General features: G+C 72.2%; 19 protein-coding genes. 5 read left to right on the forward strand and 14 right to left on the reverse strand.

Annotated features, from left to right (window positions below; all coding sequences use genetic code 11):
* A complete protein-coding gene (locus ACIQWX_RS42170) occupies positions 1-1,281 on the reverse strand; it encodes a PucR family transcriptional regulator (RefSeq protein WP_400883856.1) in 1,281 nt (426 codons plus the stop codon).
* 298 nt (positions 1,282-1,579) lie between these two features.
* Between ACIQWX_RS42170 and ACIQWX_RS42175 the strand changes: the two genes are divergently transcribed.
* Together ACIQWX_RS42175 and ACIQWX_RS42180 are read left to right on the forward strand one after the other, a co-directional pair.
* Positions 1,580-2,275, forward strand: a complete 696-nt coding sequence (locus ACIQWX_RS42175) for a hypothetical protein (RefSeq protein WP_400883859.1) — start codon at positions 1,580-1,582, stop codon at positions 2,273-2,275.
* Positions 2,272-2,631: a GntR family transcriptional regulator gene (locus tag ACIQWX_RS42180; RefSeq protein ID WP_400883861.1), complete on the forward strand. Its 360-nt coding sequence runs from the start codon at positions 2,272-2,274 to the stop codon at positions 2,629-2,631. Before ACIQWX_RS42175 ends, ACIQWX_RS42180 begins: the two co-directional genes overlap by 4 nt.
* On the opposite strand, the gene ACIQWX_RS42185 is transcribed toward ACIQWX_RS42180, so the two are convergent.
* From ACIQWX_RS42185 to ACIQWX_RS42205, 5 genes are all read right to left on the reverse strand, one after another.
* Positions 2,626-3,408, reverse strand: coding sequence for an arginase family protein (locus ACIQWX_RS42185; RefSeq protein ID WP_400883863.1), 783 nt, complete (start codon positions 3,406-3,408; stop codon positions 2,626-2,628). The two genes, ACIQWX_RS42180 and ACIQWX_RS42185, sit on opposite strands and share 6 nt — an antisense overlap.
* Positions 3,405-6,782 (reverse strand): pyruvate carboxylase, encoded by a 3,378-nt coding sequence (locus ACIQWX_RS42190; protein ID WP_400883866.1) that lies wholly within the window; start codon positions 6,780-6,782, stop codon positions 3,405-3,407. Before ACIQWX_RS42190 ends, ACIQWX_RS42185 begins: the two co-directional genes overlap by 4 nt.
* Before the next feature lie 133 nt (positions 6,783-6,915).
* A complete protein-coding gene (locus ACIQWX_RS42195) occupies positions 6,916-7,824 on the reverse strand; it encodes a S8 family peptidase (RefSeq protein ID WP_400883869.1) in 909 nt (302 codons plus the stop codon).
* 37 nt (positions 7,825-7,861) lie between these two features.
* Positions 7,862-10,189 carry a caspase family protein gene (locus ACIQWX_RS42200; protein ID WP_400883871.1) on the reverse strand — a complete coding sequence of 776 codons (2,328 nt, stop codon included), beginning with the start codon at positions 10,187-10,189 and terminating at the stop codon, positions 7,862-7,864.
* Between the two features lie 53 nt (positions 10,190-10,242).
* Positions 10,243-11,373 (reverse strand): erythromycin esterase family protein, encoded by a 1,131-nt coding sequence (locus tag ACIQWX_RS42205; RefSeq protein ID WP_400883874.1) that lies wholly within the window; start codon positions 11,371-11,373, stop codon positions 10,243-10,245.
* A 31-nt stretch (positions 11,374-11,404) separates the two neighbouring features.
* Between ACIQWX_RS42205 and ACIQWX_RS42210 the strand changes: the two genes are divergently transcribed.
* Positions 11,405-12,040 carry a TetR/AcrR family transcriptional regulator gene (locus ACIQWX_RS42210; protein ID WP_400883877.1) on the forward strand — a complete coding sequence of 212 codons (636 nt, stop codon included), beginning with the start codon at positions 11,405-11,407 and terminating at the stop codon, positions 12,038-12,040.
* On the opposite strand, the gene ACIQWX_RS42215 is transcribed toward ACIQWX_RS42210, so the two are convergent.
* The 3 genes from ACIQWX_RS42215 to ACIQWX_RS42225 are packed head-to-tail and all read right to left on the reverse strand — an operon-like array spanning position 12,000 to position 16,199.
* A complete protein-coding gene (locus ACIQWX_RS42215; RefSeq protein ID WP_400883879.1) occupies positions 12,000-12,467 on the reverse strand; it encodes a GNAT family N-acetyltransferase in 468 nt (155 codons plus the stop codon). The genes ACIQWX_RS42210 and ACIQWX_RS42215 overlap by 41 nt on opposite strands.
* Positions 12,464-14,617, reverse strand: a complete 2,154-nt coding sequence (recG, locus tag ACIQWX_RS42220) for an ATP-dependent DNA helicase RecG (protein WP_400883881.1) — start codon at positions 14,615-14,617, stop codon at positions 12,464-12,466. Before recG ends, ACIQWX_RS42215 begins: the two co-directional genes overlap by 4 nt.
* Before the next feature lie 4 nt (positions 14,618-14,621).
* Complete coding sequence (locus ACIQWX_RS42225) at positions 14,622-16,199, reverse strand: DAK2 domain-containing protein (protein ID WP_400883884.1); 1,578 nt, start codon at positions 16,197-16,199, stop codon at positions 14,622-14,624.
* A gap of 134 nt (positions 16,200-16,333) precedes the next feature.
* On the opposite strand from ACIQWX_RS42225, the gene rpmB reads away from it, so the two are divergent.
* The gene (rpmB, locus tag ACIQWX_RS42230) at positions 16,334-16,525 is read left to right on the forward strand and encodes a 50S ribosomal protein L28 (protein ID WP_003091970.1); all 192 of its coding nucleotides are present in this window, start codon (positions 16,334-16,336) and stop codon (positions 16,523-16,525) included.
* Positions 16,526-16,582: 57 nt separating this feature from the next.
* On the opposite strand, the gene ACIQWX_RS42235 is transcribed toward rpmB, so the two are convergent.
* Genes ACIQWX_RS42235 through ACIQWX_RS42245 form a run of 3 tightly spaced genes read right to left on the reverse strand, consistent with a single transcriptional unit; the run spans position 16,583 to position 18,651 of the window.
* On the reverse strand, positions 16,583-17,353 hold the full coding sequence (locus tag ACIQWX_RS42235; protein ID WP_400883887.1) for an alpha/beta fold hydrolase: 771 nt from the start codon (positions 17,351-17,353) through the stop codon (positions 16,583-16,585).
* A gap of 59 nt (positions 17,354-17,412) precedes the next feature.
* Complete coding sequence (locus ACIQWX_RS42240) at positions 17,413-18,090, reverse strand: uracil-DNA glycosylase (protein WP_400883890.1); 678 nt, start codon at positions 18,088-18,090, stop codon at positions 17,413-17,415.
* 30 nt (positions 18,091-18,120) lie between these two features.
* Positions 18,121-18,651, reverse strand: coding sequence for a gamma carbonic anhydrase family protein (locus ACIQWX_RS42245; protein WP_400883893.1), 531 nt, complete (start codon positions 18,649-18,651; stop codon positions 18,121-18,123).
* Between the two features lie 38 nt (positions 18,652-18,689).
* Between ACIQWX_RS42245 and ACIQWX_RS42250 the strand changes: the two genes are divergently transcribed.
* On the forward strand, positions 18,690-19,886 hold the full coding sequence (locus tag ACIQWX_RS42250) for a glycoside hydrolase family 27 protein (RefSeq protein ID WP_400883895.1): 1,197 nt from the start codon (positions 18,690-18,692) through the stop codon (positions 19,884-19,886).
* Here ACIQWX_RS42250 and ACIQWX_RS42255 read toward each other — a convergent pair.
* Together ACIQWX_RS42255 and ACIQWX_RS42260 are read right to left on the reverse strand one after the other, a co-directional pair.
* Positions 19,873-20,352, reverse strand: coding sequence for a GNAT family N-acetyltransferase (locus ACIQWX_RS42255; RefSeq protein ID WP_400883897.1), 480 nt, complete (start codon positions 20,350-20,352; stop codon positions 19,873-19,875). The genes ACIQWX_RS42250 and ACIQWX_RS42255 overlap by 14 nt on opposite strands.
* A 16-nt stretch (positions 20,353-20,368) precedes the next feature.
* On the reverse strand, positions 20,369-21,325 hold the full coding sequence (locus ACIQWX_RS42260; RefSeq protein ID WP_400883900.1) for a thiamine-phosphate kinase: 957 nt from the start codon (positions 21,323-21,325) through the stop codon (positions 20,369-20,371).
* Between the last annotated feature and the right edge of the window lie 121 nt (positions 21,326-21,446).

Consider the following 21,446-nt stretch of genomic DNA (forward strand, 5'->3'; position numbering starts at 1 on the left):
CTAGCGCGGCGTCCATTGTGGACGCGACCCCGCGCCCGAACGCGGCGAGGGCAGCAGCTCGCTCACCGGGTACCGCAACGGCAACGGCGCCGCACCGGCCCGCAACGCCAGCTCCATCTCGAACCGGGCCGCCGGGTCGCGGAGGCTGTCGCCGAACGTCGCCTGCAGCTGCCTCATGCGGTAGCGGACCGTCTGGGGGTGGACCCCCAGGCGTTCCGCGATCTCCACCACGTTGCCCTGGCTGTCCAGCCACGCCCGCAGCGTCTCCAGCAGGCGTTCCTGCTGCTTGCCCGTCATGTCCGCCAAGGGCGCGAACAGGCGGTGGCGCAACGTGCCGACCAGGCCCGTGTCGGAGTTGACCAGCAGCGTCGCCAGGTGCTCCTCCGCGCGCAGCACCGGGCGGGGCGCCAGGACGCCGCGTTCGGCCAGGTGCAGCGCGTTGCGGGCCCAGCGCAGGGAATCCGCCACCGAGGCCAGCGGGACGCACGGGCCGATCGAGAGCCGGCAGTCCGGGAGCGCGACTTGCAGCGTCGCCAGGCGGGCGCCGCCGAGTTCGCCCGGGACCACCAGTTTCGGGTCGGGCGTGTCCAGCTCGGCGAGGATGTCGGAGTCGAGGCCCGCGTGCCGGCGAGCCGGGGCGACGCCGTCGGCCGGGCAGACCGCCACCGGGGTCGCGTCCGTCGGCACCGGCCAGCCGATCAGCTGGGCCAGCTCGGCGATCGCCTTCGGGGACGCCGGCGGCGTCTCCAGGATCAGGTGCAGGAGCTTGCGGCGCCAGGTGTCGAGCGCGCCCGCCGTGCGCGCCTTCGCTTCCAGGTAGCCGTCGAGCGCGACCGAGGCGAGTTCGTCCATGAACGCCAGCATCGCGTCGGCCAGCTGGGACATCACCGCCGACGAGAGCCCGCTTCGCCGCCCGACGCGCATGATCCGCCGCCACGACACGCGCGCGCCGACCCGGTAGGCCGACTGCAGCGTGTCGAGGCTGCGGCCCTCGCGCATTTCGTTCTGCCCCAGCCGGTGGTGGACCTCGTGGGACTGTTCCTTCGACACCGTCGGGTCGGCGATCTGCGCGACGAACAACGTGATCGCGTATTCGACGCCGGCGCGGATCGACTTGCCGTACGGGCCGTCGAGCGGGCGCGCGTAGGCCGGGATGGTCGCGCGGATCTCGTCGACGATCTCGGCCGCGAGGCTGGCCAGCTCGGGCCGCAGGATGTCGGCGAGCTTGCGGGGTAGTGCGGCCGGCGGCGCAGCGTGTTCGAATCCGCGCTCCACCGACATCGCAGCTCCTTCGCTCCGCCCCGCCGTCCCCGTCCCGCGAACGCGTGACCGGGCACCCCGCACCTGAAGCGGGGTGACAACGGACACATCGAAAAGCTAGCGCCGAATGTGTCACCTGAATGAGAGGAAACCGATTTCTTGTCAACTTTGTGACAAGTTCACCGAACCTCCCTGCAAAACGCTGACAAGCACCCCGCCGACTGCACCTTCACCTGCATACGAACGGACGAGCCGCCTCGCACTGCGGGCATCCGGCGTTCTTGTATCATGTGGTTGATACAAGCGAGGGAGGTCCGGCATGCCGTGGGACAACGTACTGGCGGTCGCGCTCTTCACCGGGCTGATCGGGCTGGCGATCCTGATCGTGCTCTGGCCGGGCGAGAAGCACGGAAAGCGCTTGCTCGTGCGTTGGGGCGTGCCCGGCCCGGACGCCGCCGAAGTCGCGCTCGCCGTCCGCTACCTCAAGCGGCGCCGGCTTTGGTACCCGTGGCTCTTCCTCGCGCTGCCGCCGCTGCTCGGCGACGCCGGGATGGGTTCGATCGTCGCCACCCTGCTGCTCGGCGGCCTGATCGCCGAGCTGTTCGCCCAGCGGCCGGCCCGCGGCCCGCGCCGCGAGGCCGACCTGACCCCGCGCCCGCTGACGGTGATCGCGCCCGCCTGGGTGCTCGTGCTCGGCGCCGTGGCGGCCGCCGGGTCGGTCGCGCACCTCGTCGTGACGGCCCAGTGGAAGCTCCTCGCGCTCGCGGCGGGCACGGTGGTGGTCTGCGCGGCGATCACGGCGCTGGCGGTCCGCCGCCCGGCCTCCGGTGCGGCGCGGGCCGACCTGGCGCTGCGCTGCCGCAGCGCGCGGGTGGCGATCGGCCTCGGCATCGGCGCGGTGACGGCGATCGGCTGGCCGGGCGGCAACCTGGTGTCGCTGCTGGTGGTGGTCGCGGGCGTGGCCGCGTTCCTGGCCGTCACCGCCCCGCTGAAACGGCTCCCGGCGGCCGCGTGAAGATCGTCGTCGACACGGAGAACGGGCTGGCACCGTGGCGGCAGGTGCACGACCAGGTGGTCCACGCGGTCACGACGGGTGCGCTGGCGGAAGGGACGCGCCTGCCGCCGATCCGCCAGCTGGCCCGGGACCTGGGACTGGCGTCCGGAACGGTGGCCCGCGCGTACCGCGAACTGGAGGCGGCGGGCTGGGTGACGACGGCCCGGGCCCGCGGCACGGTCGTGACGCTCCCGGAGGGCCGCCCGGCCCCCGCGGAACTCCTCCTCAAAGCCGCGGCGACCTACGCGACCCAGGCCCGCGACCTCGGCGCCGACCTCGACACGGCCCTCAACGCCCTCCGCGCCGCCTGGTCATAAGAGCCGACCCACTGCTTCCAGGACGGGCGTCAGCACCTCGACCTCACGAGCTGTCCCCACGCACTCGGTGATCCCGGCGCCGATCACGTCGTACCCGGCGAGCGCGTCGAGAGCCGCGACGAGCTGCGGAATCGTCCAGCCGTCCGGCTCCGGGTAGTTGAGCCCCGCGAACTCCCCCGGATCCAGCACGTCCAGATCCACGTGCACGTACAGCTTTTCCACGCCCGTCAAAGCATCGAGTGAAGTGACGGCGAGGCCGCGGTCGGTCGCCGCCCGCTCGTCCGGGTCGAACACCCGCGTCCCGAGCAGGGCCACACGCCCCGGCTCCAAAGCCGGGGCCGCCGCGAACTCCGGGTCGCCCTCGCCGAACAGCGACCGCAGCACCATCCCGTGGAACGCCCCCGACGGCGACGACTCCGCCGTGTTCAGGTCGGCGTGCGCGTCGAACCACGCGACCCCGAGACCCGGCCCGTACCGGAACCGCGCGACGCCGATCGGAATCAGCTCGACCCCGCAGTCGCCGCCGATCGTCAGGACCGGGCCGCCCGGGGCTTCCAGCGCGGCCAGCTGCGCCGCGCGGTTCGCTCCCGTCAGCTCCGCGCGGGAAGCAACCCCACGGTCCACTTCGGACACCGAGCGCGTCTGCCGGACGTGGTGCACCGGCCGGCCGAGCACGTGCCCGGCCAGCTCGGCCAGGGCGAGGCACCCGTCCGGCAGCTCCGCCGCCCGCGGTCCCACGGCGCCTTGGCGCTGCGGGACCGCGTTGACCAGCGTCATTCCAGGACGAGCAGGAGGTCGCCGCCCTCGACCTGCTGGACGGAGTTGATCGCCAGCCGGCCGACCTTGCCGCCCGCGGACGCGGTGATCGACGCCTCCATCTTCATGGCCTCGATCGTCGCGACCGTCGCGCCGGCCTCGACCGTGTCGCCCTCGGAGACCTGCAGCGTGACGACGCCGGCGAACGGCGCCGCGACCTGCTTCGGGTTGCCCTTTTCCGCCTTCTCGGTCGCCGGGATGTCCGAGGCGATCGAGCGGTCGCGGATCTGGATCGGCCGCAGCTGGCCGTTGAGCGTCGACATCACCGTGCGGACGCCGCGCTCGTCGGCCTCGCCGATCGCCTCCAGCTCGATGAGCAGCCGGACGCCCGGCTCGAGGTCGACCGCGTACTCCTCCCCCGGCCGCAGCCCGTAGAAGAAGTCCTTGCTGGGCAGCACGGACGTGTCGCCGTAGGCCTCGCGGTGGGACTCGAACTCCTTGGTGGGCGCCGGGAACAGCAGCCGGTTGAGCGTCCGCCGCGGGTGCTCCGAAAGCGCCGTGCGGTCCTCTTCGGACAGTTCGGCGACCGGCTTCGCCGCCGCGCGGCCTTCGAGGGCCTTGGTGCGGAACGGCTCCGGCCAGCCACCGGGCGGGTCGCCCAGCTCGCCGCGCAGGAAGCCGATCACCGAGTCCGGGATGTCGAACTTGTTCGGCTCCGCCTCGAAGTCGGCCGGCGAGACGCCCGCGCCGACCAGGTGCAGGGCGAGGTCGCCGACGACCTTCGACGACGGCGTCACCTTCACCAGGTGGCCGAGGATCTTGTCCGCGGCGGCGTACATCGCCTCGATGTCCTCGAACCGGTCACCCAGCCCGAGCGCGATGGCCTGCGTGCGCAGGTTCGACAGCTGCCCGCCCGGGATCTCGTGGTCGTAGACGCGCCCGGTCGGCGACGCCAGCCCGGCCTCGAACGGCGCGTAGATCTTGCGGACGCTCTCCCAGTACGGCTCCAGCTCGCCGATCGCGCGCAGGTCCAGACCAGTGGTCCGGGCGGAGTGGTCGGTGGCCGCCACGATCGAGGACAGCGACGGCTGCGACGTCGTGCCCGCCATCGACGACACCGCGCCGTCGACGGCGTCCGCACCCGCGTTGATCGCCGTGAGGTAGGTGGCCAGCTGGCCGCCCGCGGTGTCGTGGGTGTGGATGTGCACCGGCAGGTCGAACTCCTTGCGCAGCGCGGTGACCAGCTTGGTCGCCGCGGGCGCGCGCAGCAGCCCGGCCATGTCCTTGATCGCCAGGACGTGCGCCCCGGCGCCGACGATCTGCTCGGCCAGCTTGAGGTAGTAGTCGAGCGTGTAGAGCTTCTCGCCCGGGTCGGACAGGTCCGAGGTGTAGCAGAGCGCCACCTCGGCGACGGCGGACCCGGTCTCGCGCACGGCTTCGATGGCCGGGCGCATCTGCTCGACGTCGTTGAGCGCGTCGAAGATCCGGAAGATGTCGATGCCGGTCTTCGTGGCCTCTTCGACGAAAGCGTTGGTCACCTCGGTCGGGTACGGCGTGTACCCGACGGTGTTGCGCCCGCGCAGCAGCATCTGGAGGCAGATGTTCGGCACGGCTTCGCGCAGCGCGGCCAGGCGCTCCCACGGGTCCTCGGCGAGGAACCGCAACGCCACGTCGTAGGTCGCGCCGCCCCAGCACTCCAGCGACAGCAGTTCGGGCAGCGTGTTCGCGACGACCGGCGCCACCGCGAGGAGGTCCTTGGTGCGGACACGGGTGGCGAGCAGCGACTGGTGCGCGTCGCGGAAGGTCGTGTCGGTGACGCCGATGTGCGGCGACTCCCGCAGCCAGCGCGCGAACCCGGCCGGGCCCAGCTCGACGAGCTTCTGCTTCGACCCCGGCGCCGGCTGGGCGTCCTTGGCGAGCTTCGGCAGCTTGAGCGTGGCGTCCGGCGTCTTCGGGCGCTCGCCGTTCGGCTTGTTGACCGTCTGGTCGGCGAGGTAGGTCAGCAGCCGCGTGCCGCGGTCGGCGGACTGCCGCGCGGTGAGCAGCTCCGGGCGCTCCTCGATGAACGACGTCGTGACGCGGCCCGCGCGGAAGTCCTCGTCGTCGAGAACCGCCTGCAGGAACGGGATGTTCGTCGCGACACCGCGGATCCGGAACTCGGCGACGGCGCGGCGGGCGCGGCCGACGGCGGTCTTGAAGTCGCGGCCGCGGCAGGTGAGCTTCACCAGCAGCGAGTCGAAGTGGGCGCTGATCTCGGTGCCGGAGAAGGCGGTGCCGCCGTCGAGCCGGATGCCCGAGCCGCCCGGCGAGCGGTAGGCGGAGATCATCCCGGTGTCCGGGCGGAAGCCGTTGGCCGGGTCCTCGGTGGTGATGCGGCACTGCAGTGCCGCACCGCGCAGGTAGATCTTGTCCTGGGAGAGCCCCAGGTCGTCGAGGGTCTCGCCGGAGGCGATCCGCAGCTGCGACTGCACGAGGTCGACGTCGGTGACCTCTTCGGTGACCGTGTGCTCGACCTGGATGCGCGGGTTCATCTCGATGAAGACGTGGTTGCCCTGCTTGTCGAGCAGGAACTCGACGGTGCCGGCGTTGCGGTAGCCGATCTGCTTCGCGAACTTGACGGCGTCCGCGCAGATGCGGTCACGCAGCTCGGGGTCGAGGTTCGGCGCCGGGGCCAGCTCGACGACCTTCTGGTGGCGCCGCTGCACCGAGCAGTCGCGCTCGTAGAGGTGGATGATGCCGCCCGCGCCGTCGGCGAGGATCTGCACCTCGATGTGCCGCGGCTCGACGACGGCCTTCTCGAGGAAGACGGTCGGGTCGCCGAAGGCGGACTCGGCCTCGCGCGCGGCGGCCTCGATGGACTCGCGCAGCTGGGCGGGGTCCTCGACGCGGCGCATACCGCGCCCGCCACCACCGGCGACGGCCTTCACGAACACCGGGAAGCCCAGCTCCTCGGCCGCGGCGACCAGCGCGTCGACGTCGCTGGAGGGCTCGGACGACCCGAGCACCGGCACGCCGGCCTCACGCGCGGCCTTGACCGCGCGGGCCTTGTTACCGGTGAGTTCGAGGATGTCGGCGCTCGGCCCGACGAAGGTGATCCCCGCTTCTTCGCACGCGCGCGCGAGGTCGGGGTTCTCGGAGAGGAAGCCGTAACCGGGGTAGACGGCGTCGGCCCCCGCCTTCTTCGCGGCGGCGACGATCTCGTCGACCGAGAGGTACGCGCGCACGGGGTGACCGGGTTCGCCGATCTCGTACGCCTCGTCGGCCTTCAGCCGGTGCAGGGAGTTGCGGTCTTCGTGCGGAAACACGGCGACGGTCCCCGCGCCCAGTTCGTAGCCGGCGCGGAACGCCCGGATCGCGATCTCCCCGCGGTTGGCCACCAGCACCTTGCGGAACATGCCCGGTCCTTCCCATTTGGATCGGTAAGTCAACGCACGTTACCCGGTTCTTCCCGCTCTGCGGGAGTTCAGTCCCGGGTGATGGACATCATGCGCCGCTGGAGGTTGGCCGGGAAGGCGTCTGGGCAGCTTGTCAGGATCCCGCCGGGGCGTAAAGCAGCCGGTTGGCCGTGCCGTCCGGGACGCCCTTGAGCGCGTTCGTCGTCGCGGCTTCGACCAGGGCTTCGTCCACTTGGGCCGGGGTTGCCCCGGGGTGCTGAGCCAGGTAGAGCGCGGCCACGCCGGCCGCGAAGGCCGCCGCCATCGACGTGCCGGACTCCGGGCCCGCGCCGGTACCGCCCGCGATCGGTCCGGGGACGTCGACGCCGGGGGCGTAGAGGTCGACGTCCTGGCCGAAGTTCGACGCCTTGTCCGGCTGGTCCTGGGCGTCGGTGGCCCCGACGGTCAGCGCTTCGGCGACCCGGCCCGGGGAGAAGCCGCTCGCGTCGGCCGTCTCGCTGCCCGCCGGGACGGCGATCGGCACGACGGCGGCGAGCCGCTTGACGGCGGCGTCGAGCCGGTCGTTCGGCACCCCGCCGATGCCGAGGACGGCGACGGCCGGCTGCTGGGCGTTCTGCGCGACCCAGTCGATGCCGGCGATGATCTGGTCGGTGGCGCCACCGCCGTCCTTGTCGAGCACGCGCACGGGGACGATCTGCGCGCCCTTCGCGACGCCGTAGTCCTTGCCGGCGGCGATGCCGGCGAGGCGGGTGCCGTGGCCGTTGGTGTCGGAGGTGTCGGAGCCGCCGTTCAGGAAGTCCCGCCCCGGGGCGACGCGGCCCTGGAAGTCGGGGTGCTTCGGGTCGACGCCGCTGTCGATGACGTAGATGGAGACGCCTTCGGCCGCGGTGGCGTAGTGGTAGGCGTGGTCGAGCCCGGCGCGCTGGTCGATCCGGTCGAGGCCCCAGCTGGGCGGATCGGCCTGCACGCCGCCATCGGCGAGGGCGGGTGCCTGCCCGGCGAGCACGACCGCCGCGGCGGCTACCGCTGTCAGCGTCTTCATGATCGTGGTCGTACCCCGGCGGTGCGGGGGCGACAACTCAGGACTGTCGCTCGATCGGCTGATTCCGCCGGACCAGGACGACGACATCGGCGGCCAGCAGCACGAGCGCCACCACGGCGACGACCTGTCCGGCGTAGGTGAGGGACGAGTAGTCGGCGAGGACGGCGAAGGTCGGCGGCAGCACCGCGACCGGCCCGGCGATCCCGGTCGCGAGGACGGCCGGGTGCACCACCACGGCGACCACGGGAACGGCGACGGCCACCAGGGCGCCGAGCAGGAAGTAGGCCCCGGTGCGGCCGGCGTTGTCGGAGTCGTAGGAGGCCAGTTCGGCGAGCTGCACCACCCAGCCCGCGGCGATCCCCACGCCGAGCCCCACCGCGGTCCAGGCCGGCCACCCGCTGATCGGGCGGGCGCGAAGGCCGTTCCGACGCAGGGCGGCGAGGGCGCACAGCCCGGCGACGGTCCAGGCGAGGTGCGCGAGCAGGGCGAAGGTGAATCCGGCGTTGAGTTCGGTGTCCGAGCCGGTGGACAGGGTGAGCGCTTCGCCGAGGAAGCGGAGGAGGCCGAAGAGAGCGGCGAGACCGGCACCGAGGAGGAGGGCGGGGCCGGTTCGCCCGCGGGTCCGCGGGGCGAGGCTGAGGACCCCGGCGAGCAGCGCACAGACGGCGACGATGCCGACGGAGTACTCCATGCCGGGGCGGTACTGGGCGAGGGAGTAGCTGTCGTAGCGGTAGTGGAGGGGCAGCCCGGCGACGGCGAAGACGGTGCCGGCGATGGCGAGGATCCCGGCGAACCCACCGACGGGATCGACGGCGCCGACCTGACCGGCCGGCTCGGCAGTGCGCCCCAATGCGGCCTTGGTTGCGTCTGACGCACCCAAGGCGGCCTTCGGTGCGTCTGACGCACCGAAGGCCACATTGGGGCGCTTCGGCCCTGCGGCGGACGACTCCGCCACAGGTGCAGGTTCGGGATCCGCAGCGGCCGCTGGCTCGGGTTCGGGCGCAGGCTCGGCCTCCGGTTTCGGGGCCACTGGCTCGGGCTCCGGTTCCGCGGCCGGCACCGATCCAGGTCCGGGTTCGGCGAGCACGGGCGCAGGCGTGAGCGCAGGCCCACCCGGCGCCGGAGCGGACACCACCGACGGCTCGGTGTGGATCTCCACCTCCACCACCGCGTCGCCCGTCGGGCCTGTCACCACCACCCTCCCGCGCCGGACTCCCGACTCCCCCGCCGTCACCGTCAACTCCGCCCCGCCGGCCACCTCCACCGCCCGGATCCACGCGTGCGACGGCTCGAACCGCACCTCCCGGGCCACCGGTGGCCCCGAAACCCGCACCGAAGCCGACGCCCGGGACCCCGCCGGTGCCGACAACCGGACCGCATCCGTCGACACCCGCACCACCGCCGACGACAATGCGTCCGAAGCAGCCGCCGCCACGTGCTCGATGTCCGTCGAAGCCATCGACCTCAATGCCTCGAACGCCCCCACCGCCACCGGCAGGTTCGGGCTCGACAACCGGCGCCGCAGCTCCGCCACCGCGCCCAGCCGCGTGAACGGGTTCTCCGCCGTAATCGCCCCCGCCAGGTCCGGCGGGACCGCGGACGGCTTGATGCGCCGGCGCCGGCTCTTCGCCAGGTACAGCTCGCCCTGCATCTCGATGTCGCGGCTCGGCGTCTGCTTCGGGTTGCGCTCGCGGACGCGGTCGAACAAGTACTCGTACAGCTCACCCAGCGCGATCCAGCCGTCCTCGTCGCGGTCCGCCTCGCCCGTGCGCAGCCCCTCCACCAGCGCCGAGGTGAACACCGACGGCTGCGCGGGCTCGTCCGAGGCCAGCGTCGCCCCCTCGAACGCGTACTCGATCGAGTTCGACGCCGTGATCACCGCCCGGCCGCGGCCGCCGCGGAAGCTGTCCAGGACGTTCGCGTCGCCCGACGCCCGGACCGCCACGCCCTGCCCGTACGCCCCGCCGTAGCAGCAGTCCAGCAGCAGCACCACGCTGCGCGAGCGCGTCTGCCGGATGCACTGCTGGACGAACTGGGCCGGCACGGCCGTCGACCGCAACCGGTCCGGGCGCGTGTTGCGTGCCGCGAAGTACAGCCCGCCGGCGTCGTCCTTCAAGCCGTGGCAGGAAAAGTGCAGCAGCAGGACGTCGTCGGGACGCCCTTCCGCGCACAGGTCCTCGATCTCCGCCTGGACCACGTGCGCGGTCTCGTTCCGCACCACTCGCACGTCGAAGTCGCTGATCGCCCGGTCGGCCAGCACCCCGGCGAGGGCGTCGGCGTCCGCCGCGGGCGAGCCCAGCCGCTGCAGTCCCGCGTTGTCGTACTCGCCGTTGGCGACGATCAGCGCCCGCCTCCGCCCGGCCATACCGGTAGGAAACGCCCGGGAAGCCATTACGGCAAGCAGCCGAACGGGCACACCTATTCAGCGACGGAACCGAAAATCGTTTCCTGCCCGGTCAGGCAGACCACCGCGTCGAACGCCGAAGCGACGTCGACCGAAACCGCCATGTGCGCGTGCCGGATGCTCGACGCAGCAGGACGCGCGACCACACACGGCGCACGGGAAGCCAGCGCCGCCTCGACGCTGCCGTCCGCGGGCGGGTCGAGGGCTTGCTCGAACATGCGGAACCCGAGCGGGAAAGCCTCGTCGGGCGCCAGGCCGGTCGTCGTCCCCGAGACCGCCGTCAACGCGAGCGCGAAGTACCGATCGCCCAGCTCGGCGGCCAGGAGCGTGCCCGCCGACGGCGCCGTCATGCCGGGCATCGGCGAGAACGGCACGCGCTGCAGATGTCCGTTGTGGAGCATCAGCACGATCTTCTCGCCCGGGAACCGCCGTCGCAGCAACCGGGCGGTCGCCGCCATGTACGTGTCCCGCGACGAACTCTGCGGCTCCGGCGCCTGCCCGGCCATCAGCGCGGCCAGTTCCCGCAGGTACAGGTCGACGCGCAACGCGCCTTCCGCAAGATGCGCGGCTTCAGGCGCCAGCGACTCGACGTGTCCTTTGAGGACGGTCAGCGCCGCGGTGGCCGCGTCCCGCGCCTCGACACTCATGGCGCCGTAACGACCAGGCGCGACCGCGCTGCTCACCGACGCGTACGGCTCGCAGGCCGCCATCGCAGTGTCCACAAGGGACACATTGGCGGGGTCCACTCGCGACATGATGTCGCGGACCGCCTGCAGCGCGGGCACCGGCGACCCCGCCGAACTCGGCACGTCCAGCCCGAAGAACCGGACGTCCCGGCCGCGCAGCCAGGTCAGCATCGAGTGCACCTCGGCCGAGTCGCCGAGACCGAACGTGAAGCCGTCCCGCGCGATGTCGGCGACGTCACCAGGGCCACCCCGCAGCCACGTGTCGACCAGGTGCCCTTCGGGGTATCCCCCCTCGAACCCGAGCACGGTGAACCCGCGCTCCGCGACGAGATGACGCAGGAGCCGGTCGCGCAGCACGCCGAACTCGCGGATGTGATGGTTGTTCTCGCCGATCGCGACGACTTCGGCGTCGCCGATCAGCTCGGCGACGGACGCAACGACGGAGTCGGGTTCTGGCATACTGGGCACACTAACGCAACGGGAGTAGCAGTTGGCAACCGAGATTTCCGGGACCAAGCGCCCGGGCGGCCGCACCGAGCGGACCCGCCTGGCCGCGCTGAACGCCACCCTGGAGCTGCTCGGGGAGCGCGGGTACGCCGAGCTCACCGTCGAGGCGGTCGCCGACCGCTCCGGCGTCCACAAGACGACGCTCTACCGCCGCTGGGAGTCCGCCGAAGGCCTGGTCGCCGCCGCCCTGCTGATGGGCACCGAGCAGGAGTGGACGGCGCCGGACACCGGCTCGCTGGAGGGCGACCTGCGCGGGATCAACCTGGAGCTGGTGCACTACTTCACCTCGCCGGGCGAGCGCGAGCTGCCGACGGCGTCGATCTCGGCGGCGTTCCTGTCGGCCCGCGCCGCGGACGCCCTGCGAGAGTTCTACGTCGACCGCCACGCCCGCTCGGCCGTCGTGGTCGACCGGGCCGTCGAACGCGGCGAAGTCCCGGCCGGCACCGATGCGGTCGAGGTCGTGCGGGTCGCGTGCGGCCCGATCTTCTACCGCCTGTTCGTCTCCCGCGAAGGCGTGAGCAAAAAGGACGCGGCAACCGCCGCCGAAGCCGCCGCGGCCGCCGCCAAAGCGGGCGTGTTCACGGCAGCGAACGCCGGAACCGCGTCTCCTCCAGCGTGACGCGGCCGTCGTCGATCGTCTCGGTCTGGGTGGCGCCGTCGGCCACCCAGCCCTGCCGGAGGTAGAAGGCCTTCGCCCGCTCGTTCGTCGACAGCACCCACAGGACGGCGCTGTCGCCGGGCAGCTCTTCGACGACCCGGTCGTGCAGCGCCCGCCCGAGGCCGCGCCCCCAGTGCTCCGGCAGCAGGTAGAGCGCGTAGAGCTGACCGGGGCCGTACGCGGCGAACCCGACGACGGCGCCGTCGTCCTCCGCGACCAGCACCGGGCCGCCGTCGCGGATGCGCCGCTCCCACGACGCCGCCCGCGACGAAGCCGAGAGGCGGGCGAGGAAGTCCGCCGGGATCAGCCCCGCGTAGGCCGCCTGCCACGAGCGCACGTGGACCTCGCCGATCGCCGCGGCGTCCGCGACCACGGCCGGGCGGATCAACTCTTCTCCAGGTACTCCGCGCGGTCGACGTCGACGACGTCGGCGACCATCAGCGCCAGGCCCCGGTACTTCTTCAGGTCCGGGTCCTTCTCGACGATCTCCTGCGCGCTCGCCCGCGACGCGGCGATCACGTCCTCGTCGCGCAGCAGCGAAAGCAGCTTCAACGTCGACCGCTTGCCGGACTGCGCGGCGCCGAGGATGTCGCCTTCGCGGCGCAGCTCCAGGTCCAGGCGGGACAGCTCGAAGCCGTCGGTGGTCGACTCGACCGCCGCCAGCCGCTCGCGTGTCGCCGTGCCGTCGAGGGCCTCGGTGACCAGCAGGCACAGCCCCGGCACGCTGCCCCGCCCGACGCGGCCGCGCAGCTGGTGCAGCTGGCTGACGCCGAACCGGTCGGCGTCCATGATCACCATCGCGGTCGCGTTCGGGACGTTGACGCCGACCTCGATCACGGTGGTGGCCACCAGGACGTCGAGGTTGCCCGCGGAGAACGCGCGCATCACGGCGTCCTTGTCGTCGGGCGGCATCCGGCCGTGCAGCACGCCGATCTTCAGGCCCTGCAGCGCGCCGTGCTCCAGCTCGGGCGCGACGTCGAGGACCGCGAGCGGCGGCCGCTTGTCGCTCTTGTCCGACGGCGGCTCGTCGCCGATCCGCGGGCACACGACGTACCCCTGGTGGCCCTTGCCGACCTCTTCGCGCACGCGCTGCCAGATCCGCTCGAACCACGCGGGCTTCTCGGCGACCGGCACGACCGTGGTGGAGATCGGCGAGCGCCCGACCGGCATCTCGCGCAGGGCGGACACTTCGAGGTCGCCGTACACGGTCATCGCGACCGTGCGCGGGATCGGCGTCGCGGTCATGACGAGCACGTGCGGGCTCGTGTCGCCGGACCCGCGCGTACGCAGCGCGTCCCGCTGCTCGACGCCGAAGCGGTGCTGCTCGTCGACGACGGCGAGGCCGAGGTCGGCGAACTCGACGTGGTCCTGGATCAGCGCGTGCGTGCCGACGACGATGCCCGCCTCGCCGCTGACGATCTCCAGCAGCGACTTCTTGCGTTCCTTCGCACCCATCGACCCGGTCAGCAACGTCACGCGGGTGGCGTTCTCCGCGGCGCCCAGCTCACCCGCCTGGCCGAGGTCGCCGAGCATCTCCCGCAGCGACCGCGCGTGCTGCGCGGCGAGGACCTCGGTCGGCGCGAGCATCGCGGCCTGCCGCCCGTTGTCGACGACCTGCAGCATCGCCCGCAGCGCGACGATCGTCTTGCCCGAGCCGACCTCGCCCTGCAGCAGCCGGTTCATCGGGTGCTCGGTGGCCAGGTCGGTGGCGATCTCGTCGCCGATCCCCCGCTGGCCCGCGGTCAGGTCGAAGGGCAGCCGCTTGTCGAAGGCGTCCATCAGACCACCGCTGACGTGCGGGTTCGCCTTCGCCGGCCGCGAGATGGCCGAGTGCCGCCGCTGCGCGAAGATCAGCTGGACGGCCATGGCCTCGTCCCACTTCAGCCGCTTCTTCGACGCTTCCAGGTGCGCCCAGTTGTCCGGGCGGTGGATGCCGTGCAGCGCGGTGTCGAGGCCGGACAGCTTGTGCAGCCGCCGCAGCTCGGCCGGCATCGGGTCCTCGTCGACCTCCAGGACGTCGAGGACCTGCCGGACGCACTTGGCGATCGACCACGTCGGCATGCCCTGCGCGGCCGGGTAGACCGGGATGATCGCGGCGAGGAAGTCGTCCATCGCCTCGTCGGCGCGGTCGGCCTCGAACAGCTCGTACTCGGGGTTGGTCAGCTGCAGGGTGTCGCGGAAGGCGGACACCTTGCCGGCGAACAGGCCGGTCTTGCCGGGGACGAGGTCCTTCTCCCGCCAGGCCTGGTTGAAGAACGCGCAGGTGAGCCGCCGTTTCCCGTCGGTGATCACCATGTCGAGGATGGTCCCGTTGCGGGACTTCATCCGCCGCTTGCTCACCTTCTCGACGCGCGCCAGCACGGTCGCGTGCTCGCCCAGCTCGAGGCCGGCGATGTCGGTGAGCTCACCGCGCTCGGCGTACCGGCGCGGGTAGTGGCGCAGGAGGTCGCTGACCGTCTCGATGCCCAGCGAAGTGGCGAGCGCCTTCGCCGTCTTGGCGCCCAGCAGCAGCGGCAGCTTGTCGCGCAGTCCGGCCATCTCGCTATTCGACTCCCATCAGCAGCACGGCGTCCGCCTGGCCGCTGGCGTACCCGGCCAGCTCCACCTCCGGGTGCTCCAGCCGCAGCTGCTCGGCGAGCTCCTCGGCGACCCCGGGCGGGGCGGCGGCCCCGCTCAGCACCGTCACCAGCTCGCCGCCGAGCGCCAGCATCCGGTTGAGCACCTTCATGGCCGCGGCGACCAGGTTCGTCTCCGACGCGGGCGCCGGCTCGATCAGCACGACTTCGTCGTCGACCAGGCCGACCACGTCACCGGACTGGGCCCGGCCCACCCAGGTTAGCGACTCCTCCTGCGCGATCCGCAGTTCGCCACGCCTGGTCGCGGCGGCCGCTTCGGCCATCGCGACGACGTCGTCGTTCGTGCGGCGCCCGGCGTCGTGCACGGCGAGGGCGGCCAGCACCTGCACCGGCGAGACGCACGGGATGACCACGACGTCCCGGTCGGCGGCCATCGCGTGCCCGGCCGCGGCGTCGACCGCGGCCGTGAGCCGGACGCTGCCGGGCAGGACGGTGACGTGCTGCCCGGCGGCTTCGTTGAGCAGGCTGATCACGTCCTCGACGCTCGGCGTCCCGCCTTCGGGGACGGCCAGCACGGGGATGCTTTCGGCGCGCAGCAGCTCGGCCAGCGCGCCGCCGTGGACGACGGCGACGACCGTGCGGTCGATCCCGCCGCCCGGCTCGATCGGCGTCGGCGTGAGCAGGGGTTCGACGCGGATCTTGCGTGGCCGGCCCAGCGTGAGCCCGGCTTCGATGGCGGCGCCGATGTCGGCGCAGTGGACGTGAACGGCGTGGCTGCCCGAACCGTCGCCGGCGACCGTGACGCTGTCGCCGAGGCCGCTCAGCTCCTTGCGCAGGGTCGGCAGGCTCTGCTCGTCGACGCCGTCGAGGAGGTACATGACCTCCCAGGCGTAGGCCTCGGCGTGCGCGACGGCGTGGACTTCGAGGGCGTGCTCCTGCTCGACCGGGACGCCGGTGAGCACGCCGACCAGGGCGTCGAGCACGGCGACGAGCCCGCGCGCGCCGGCGTCGACCACCCCGGCCTTGGCCAGGGCGGGCAGCTGCAGGGGCGTCTTCTCGAGGGCGTGCGCGGCTTCCTTCGCGGCCTCCCGCGCGACCTCGGTCAGCGACCGCGTATCGCCGCGCACGGCGAGGGCGACGGCGTGCAGGACGGTCAGGATGGTCCCGGCGACCGGGCGGCTCACGGCGCCGGTGGCGACCTCGTCGGCGTGCCCGAGCGCCCTGGCCAGCCATTCGCCGTCGAGGTCGCCTCCGGCGCGGTCCGCGAGCCCGCGCACGACCTGGGAGAGGATCACGCCGGAGTTGCCCTTGGCCGAAGCGACCGCGCCGCGGGCGAGGACCTTCAGCGCTTCGGCGGCGTCTTCCGGTTGCGCGGCTTCGAGTTCCTTCGCCGCGCCGGTCATCGTGAAGAGCATGTTGGAGCCGGTGTCGGAGTCCGCGACGGGGTAGACGTTGATCTCGTCGATGGCCGGCCGCAGGCTCGCCAGGCTGCGCACACAACCCGCAGCCCAGGCCGACACCGCCGCCGCGTCCAGCACCCGCACCCCGTAACCTCCTGACCGGTCCTCGGGCAGCGTATCGACCCGGTGCCGGGGGGCCGGAACGCAGTAGTTACTATGGTCGAGTTGCCCAGTGCATCTGGGCTCATTTCTATGACCCAGATCCAAAGGAGTTCGACGTGGCTGCCGTGTGCGACGTCTGTGGCAAGGGACCCGGCTTCGGCAAGTCGGTCTCGCACTCCCACCGCCGTACCAACCGCCGGTGGAACCCGAACATCCAGACCGTCCACGCCAAGGTGGGTGTGTCCCAGCGCAAGCGCCTGAACGTGTGCACCTCGTGCATCAAGGCGGGCAAGGTCGTTCGCGGCTGAGGCGAGAAGAGTTCGAAAAGGGCGGGTGCTCCTCGGAGCACCCGCCCTTTTTCACGTCTACTTCAGGAAGCCGGTCAGCAGGTCCTTCAGCGTTTCCGGGAACTGCAGCACCCCGTGGTCCTGCCCCGCCAGGGTCTCGTGACGTGCTCCCGGTACCGCCGCGGCCGCCGCCTGGGCACCTGCCTGCAGCTCCTCCGGGCTCGCGCCGCCGCCGATGACCAACGTCGGGACCGCGATCTTCGCCAGGTTCTCCGAGCGGATCCGGGCACCCGGGCCGCAGATCGTCAGGTCGTACGGGAGCGTGTGCGCCAGCCCGGTGAACCAGCCCCAGACCGGCGCCTGCTTCATCCCCTCGACCATCTCCTCCGGCGTCCCGGCGACCATCAGGAACGTCTTCACCGCGGCGTCCCGGTCCCCCGCCGCCAGCTGGGCCCGCACCTGCTCCAGGACGTCACCGCGCGGGTGCTCCGAAGTCGCGTACGGCGGCTCGTACGCGACCACCTTGTCGATGCCGATGCCCGCCGCGGCCGCTTCCAGGGCCAGGACCGCGCCCGACGAGTGGCCGAACACCGACGCCGTCCCGCCCACCTGGGCGATCAGCGCCGCGATGTCCTCGATCTCCCGCTCGATCGCGTACTCGGCCGCGTCGCCGGAGTCACCGCGGCCGCGGCGGTCGTACGCGATCGTCGTGAAGTCGCCGGCGAGGACGTCGGCCAGGCCCGCGACGGTCGTCCGGTCGTTGAACGCGCCGCCCACGAGGATCACCGGCGCGCCCGATCCGCGCTGCTCGAAGAAGATCGGCGTGCCGTCGGCCGAGGTGACGTTCATGGTTCCTCCAAGGTTCGTTTCCCCCTGGTCGGAGCCGGCACCCCGATCCGGACACGAACTTACGGAAGTTTCCAGTCGACCGGCGCCGCGCCCTGCTGCTCCAGCAGCTGGTTGGCCCGGCTGAACGGCCGGGACCCGAAAAAGCCGTTGTGCGCCGAGAGCGGGCTCGGGTGCGCCGACTCGATGCACGGGATCTCGCCCAGCATCGGCCGCAGGTTGCGCGCGTTGCGGCCCCACAGGATCGCCACCATCGGCTCCGAGCGCGCCGCGAGGGCCTTGATCGCCTGCTCGGTGACCGCTTCCCAGCCCTTGCCCTGGTGGGAGTTCGACTTCCCGGGCTGCACGGTCAGCGACCGGTTGAGCAGCAGGACGCCCTGGTCGGCCCACGGCGTCAGGTCGCCGTTGGACGGCAGCGGGTGGCCGAGGTCGTCGGCGTACTCCTTGTAGATGTTGACCAGGCTCTTCGGGATCGGCCGGACGTCCGGAGCCACCGAGAAGCTCAAGCCGACCGCGTGCCCGGGCGTCGGGTACGGGTCCTGCCCGACGATCAGCACGCGCACGTCGTGAAACGGCTGCTTGAACGCCCGCAGGACGTGCTCACCCGCCGGCAGGTACGTCCGGCCCGCGGCGATCTCCGCGCGGAGGAACTCCCCCATCGCGGCGACCTGCGGCGCCACCGGTTCGAGGGCTTGCGCCCAGCCTGCCTCGACGATGTCCTGCAGCGGTCGTGCGGTCACGGCGCGCAAGCCTACCGGGCGTGGCCGGCGTCACCCGAGCGGGTCGAGGCACCTCAGCTCGGTCCGGAACCGCTTCCCGCGTTCGACGTAGGAATCCACCACCATCGCGATGCTCTCCGGCCCGAACGACTTGTTCTCCCGCACCTTCGCCGGCACGCCCAGCGCGATCTCGCCGGTCTTGACGTGCGAGCCGTACGACAGGACCGCGCCCGCGCCGACCATGCCGCCGTCCTCGATCACCGAGCCGTTGAGCACCACCGAGCCGGACGCGATCAGGCAGCCGGTGCCGATCCGCGCGCCCTCGACGTGCACCGCGTGCCCGATCGCCGACGACGGCCCGAGGATCGTCGGGTGCCGCTCGGTGCAGTGCAGGACGCAGCCGTCCTGGACGTTCGAGCGCTCGCCGATCTCGATGTAGCCGTGGTCGCCGCGCAGGACGGTCTGCGGCCACACCGACGCGAACGCGCCGAGCCGGACGTCGCCGATGATCGTGGCGTCCGGGTGGACGTAGGCGTCGGGGTGGATCGTCGGCTCGAGGGAACCGAGTGCGTAGATCGGCATGCCGCCTCCGGGTGACTGCGGTTTCACGTGTTCTGCGATTGGATCACGGCATCACCACCAAGCCGCAAACCAGTCTGCTCGTTCTGTTCCTCGTCGTGCTGACGTGGCTGCTCAGCCTGCCCACAGCGACCCCGGCGCTCGCGAACGGCCTGGCCGGGACGCCGCCGATGGGCTGGAACAGCTGGAACCAGGTCCGCTGCTACGACCTCACCGAGGACGTCGTGCGCAAGGCGGCCGACGCCCTCGCCGACACGGGCCTGCGTGACGCGGGTTACCGGTACGTCGTCGTCGACGACTGCTGGCAGGCGCCCACCCGCGCGGCCGACGGGTCGCTGCAGGCCGATCCGAAGCGGTTCCCGCACGGCATCGCCGACCTCGCCGACTACGTGCACTCGCGCGGCCTGCTGTTCGGCATCTACGCGGTGCCCGGCAGCCGGACCTGCGCGATGGCGAACGACGCCTACCCGGCGACCGGCATCGGCTCGCTCGGCCACGAACGCCAGGACGCCGAGACGTTCGGCCGCTGGGGCGTCGACTACCTCAAGTACGACTGGTGCAACGCCGACACCGTCGACGGCCTCGACCGCAGGGCCGCGTTCGAGAAGATGCGCGACGAGCTCGCCGCGCTGCCCCGCCCGATCGTCTACGCGATCTCCGAATACGGCGTCTCGAGCCCGTGGACCTGGGCGCGGCCGGTGGCGAACCTGTGGCGGACCACGAACGACCTGGTCGCGACCTGGGACTCGGTGCTCGCGACGATCGACCAGCAGGCCGCCGTCGCCGTGCACAGCGGCGGCCCGGGCGGCTGGAACGACCCGGACATGCTGCAGGTCGGCAACGGCACGCTGACCGCCGACGAGGCCCGCGCGCACTTCAGCGTCTGGGCCGTGCTGAACGCGCCGCTGTTCGCCGGCACCGACCCGGCGAAGCTGGGTGACGCCGACCTCGCGACGCTCTCGAACGCCGAAGCGATCGCCGTGGACCAGGACTTCGCGGGCGGCCAGGGCCGTCAGCTCGACGCCGGCCCCGGCTACCAGGTGTGGGGGAAACCGCTTTCCGGCGGCGGGTTCGCGGTGGTGTTGCTCAACACCGGCAGCACCACCGCGACCGTCGCCGCGTCGATCCCCGGCTCGTGGACCGTCCGGGACCTGTGGGCCCACCAGGACGTCGGCACGGACGTCTCGGCGACCCTGCGGCCGCACGCGGCGGCCCTGCTGAAGCTCACGCCGAGGTGAGGTCCTTGCCGAAGCACCGGCTTTCGGGCTCGTTCTTGTACACGCCGAAGTTCGGGATCTCGGCGTAGCCCGAGGACGTGTAGAGCGCGATGGCCTCGGGCTGCTTGGTGCCGGTCTCCAAGACCGCGCGCTTGCGGCCGCACAACGCCGCCGTGCGCTCCAGTTCGGACAGGATCATCCGCGCGAACCCGCGACCCCGGGCGGAATCGGCGACGTACATCCGCTTGAACTCGGCGTCGCCGTCCCGGAAGTCCGGCGCCGGGCCGTCGTGGGCGCGCCACGCACCGCAGGCGACCGCGTCCTCGCCCTGGTAACCGACGAGGAAAACCCCCTGTGGGGGGTCGAAGTCCGCCGGGCTCATCGGGGTCACGTCCTCGTCGCCGTAGCGCTCGACGTAGACCTGCTGCACCGCGGCCATGAGCTTGGCCGCGTCGGGGTGGTCGTAGGGGACCGGAACGATTCTCACGTCCGCCGACTTTAGTTCAGCGCCAGTGCGTCCAGCCCGCTTCTCGGGTAAAAGGCTTGCCGTCCACGGTGATCCCCGAGTCCGCCATCGTGACGACGCCGATCGTGCGCCAGCCCTCGGGCAGCTCGGTGAACGGCGGGAAGGTCGCCGCGAGGGCGTGGTCTTCGCCACCGGTGAGGACCCAGTCGAGCGGGTCGGCGCCCAGCGCGGCACCGACTTCGGTGAGCCGGGCGGGGACGTCGAGGTCGGCGGTGCGGACGTCGATGCCGACGCCGGAGGCCTCGCCGATGTGCCCGAGGTCGGCCAGCAGGCCGTCCGAGACGTCGATCATGGCCGTGGCCCCGGCCAGCGCCGCGCGCGGGCCGGCTTCGTACGGCGGTTCCGGGCAGCGCTGGGCGTTGACGACGCCGACCGGGGAGCGGAACCCGCGGCCGAGCACGGCGAGGCCCGCGGCGGCCCAGCCGAGGCGCCCGTTGACGGCGAGGAGGTCCCCGGGGCGGGCGCCCGAGCGCGTCACGGGTTCGCGGTCGCCGAGGTCGCCGAGCGCGGTGACGCTGATCACGAGCTGGTCGGCGCGCACCATGTCGCCGCCGGAGACGCCGACGCCGGCGCGTCCGGCTTCGGCCCACATGCCGTCGGCGAGGCCGGTGACGACCTCGCGCGGGGTGTCGGGCGGGCAGGCGAGCCCGACCAGGACGGTGGTCGGGGTGGCGCCCATGGCGGCGATGTCGGCCAGGTTGACCGCGACGGCCTTGCGCCCGACGTACTCGGGCGGCGACCAGTCGAGCCGGAAGTGGACACCCTGGACGAGCACGTCGGTGCTGGCGACCACGCGGCCGTCGGGCGCGGCGACGACGGCGGCGTCGTCACCCGGGCCGAGCAGCGTGCCCGGCGGCTGGCGCCGTCCTTCGGTGACGGCGCGGATGAGCGCGAACTCGCCGGTATCGGCGACCGTTCCGTCGTTCGGTGACACCCGTCACCTCTGCTTTCTTCCCCAGGACAAAGATCGATCACCGATAGTCGGATGCCCTATGTTTTTCGGTGAGCTGGCTATACGTTCCTACCTGAGCTGACCGATCCCGACGAAAGGGCGC

The organism is Amycolatopsis sp. NPDC098790 (assembly GCF_044759945.1).
Lineage (GTDB): Bacteria > Actinomycetota > Actinomycetes > Mycobacteriales > Pseudonocardiaceae > Amycolatopsis.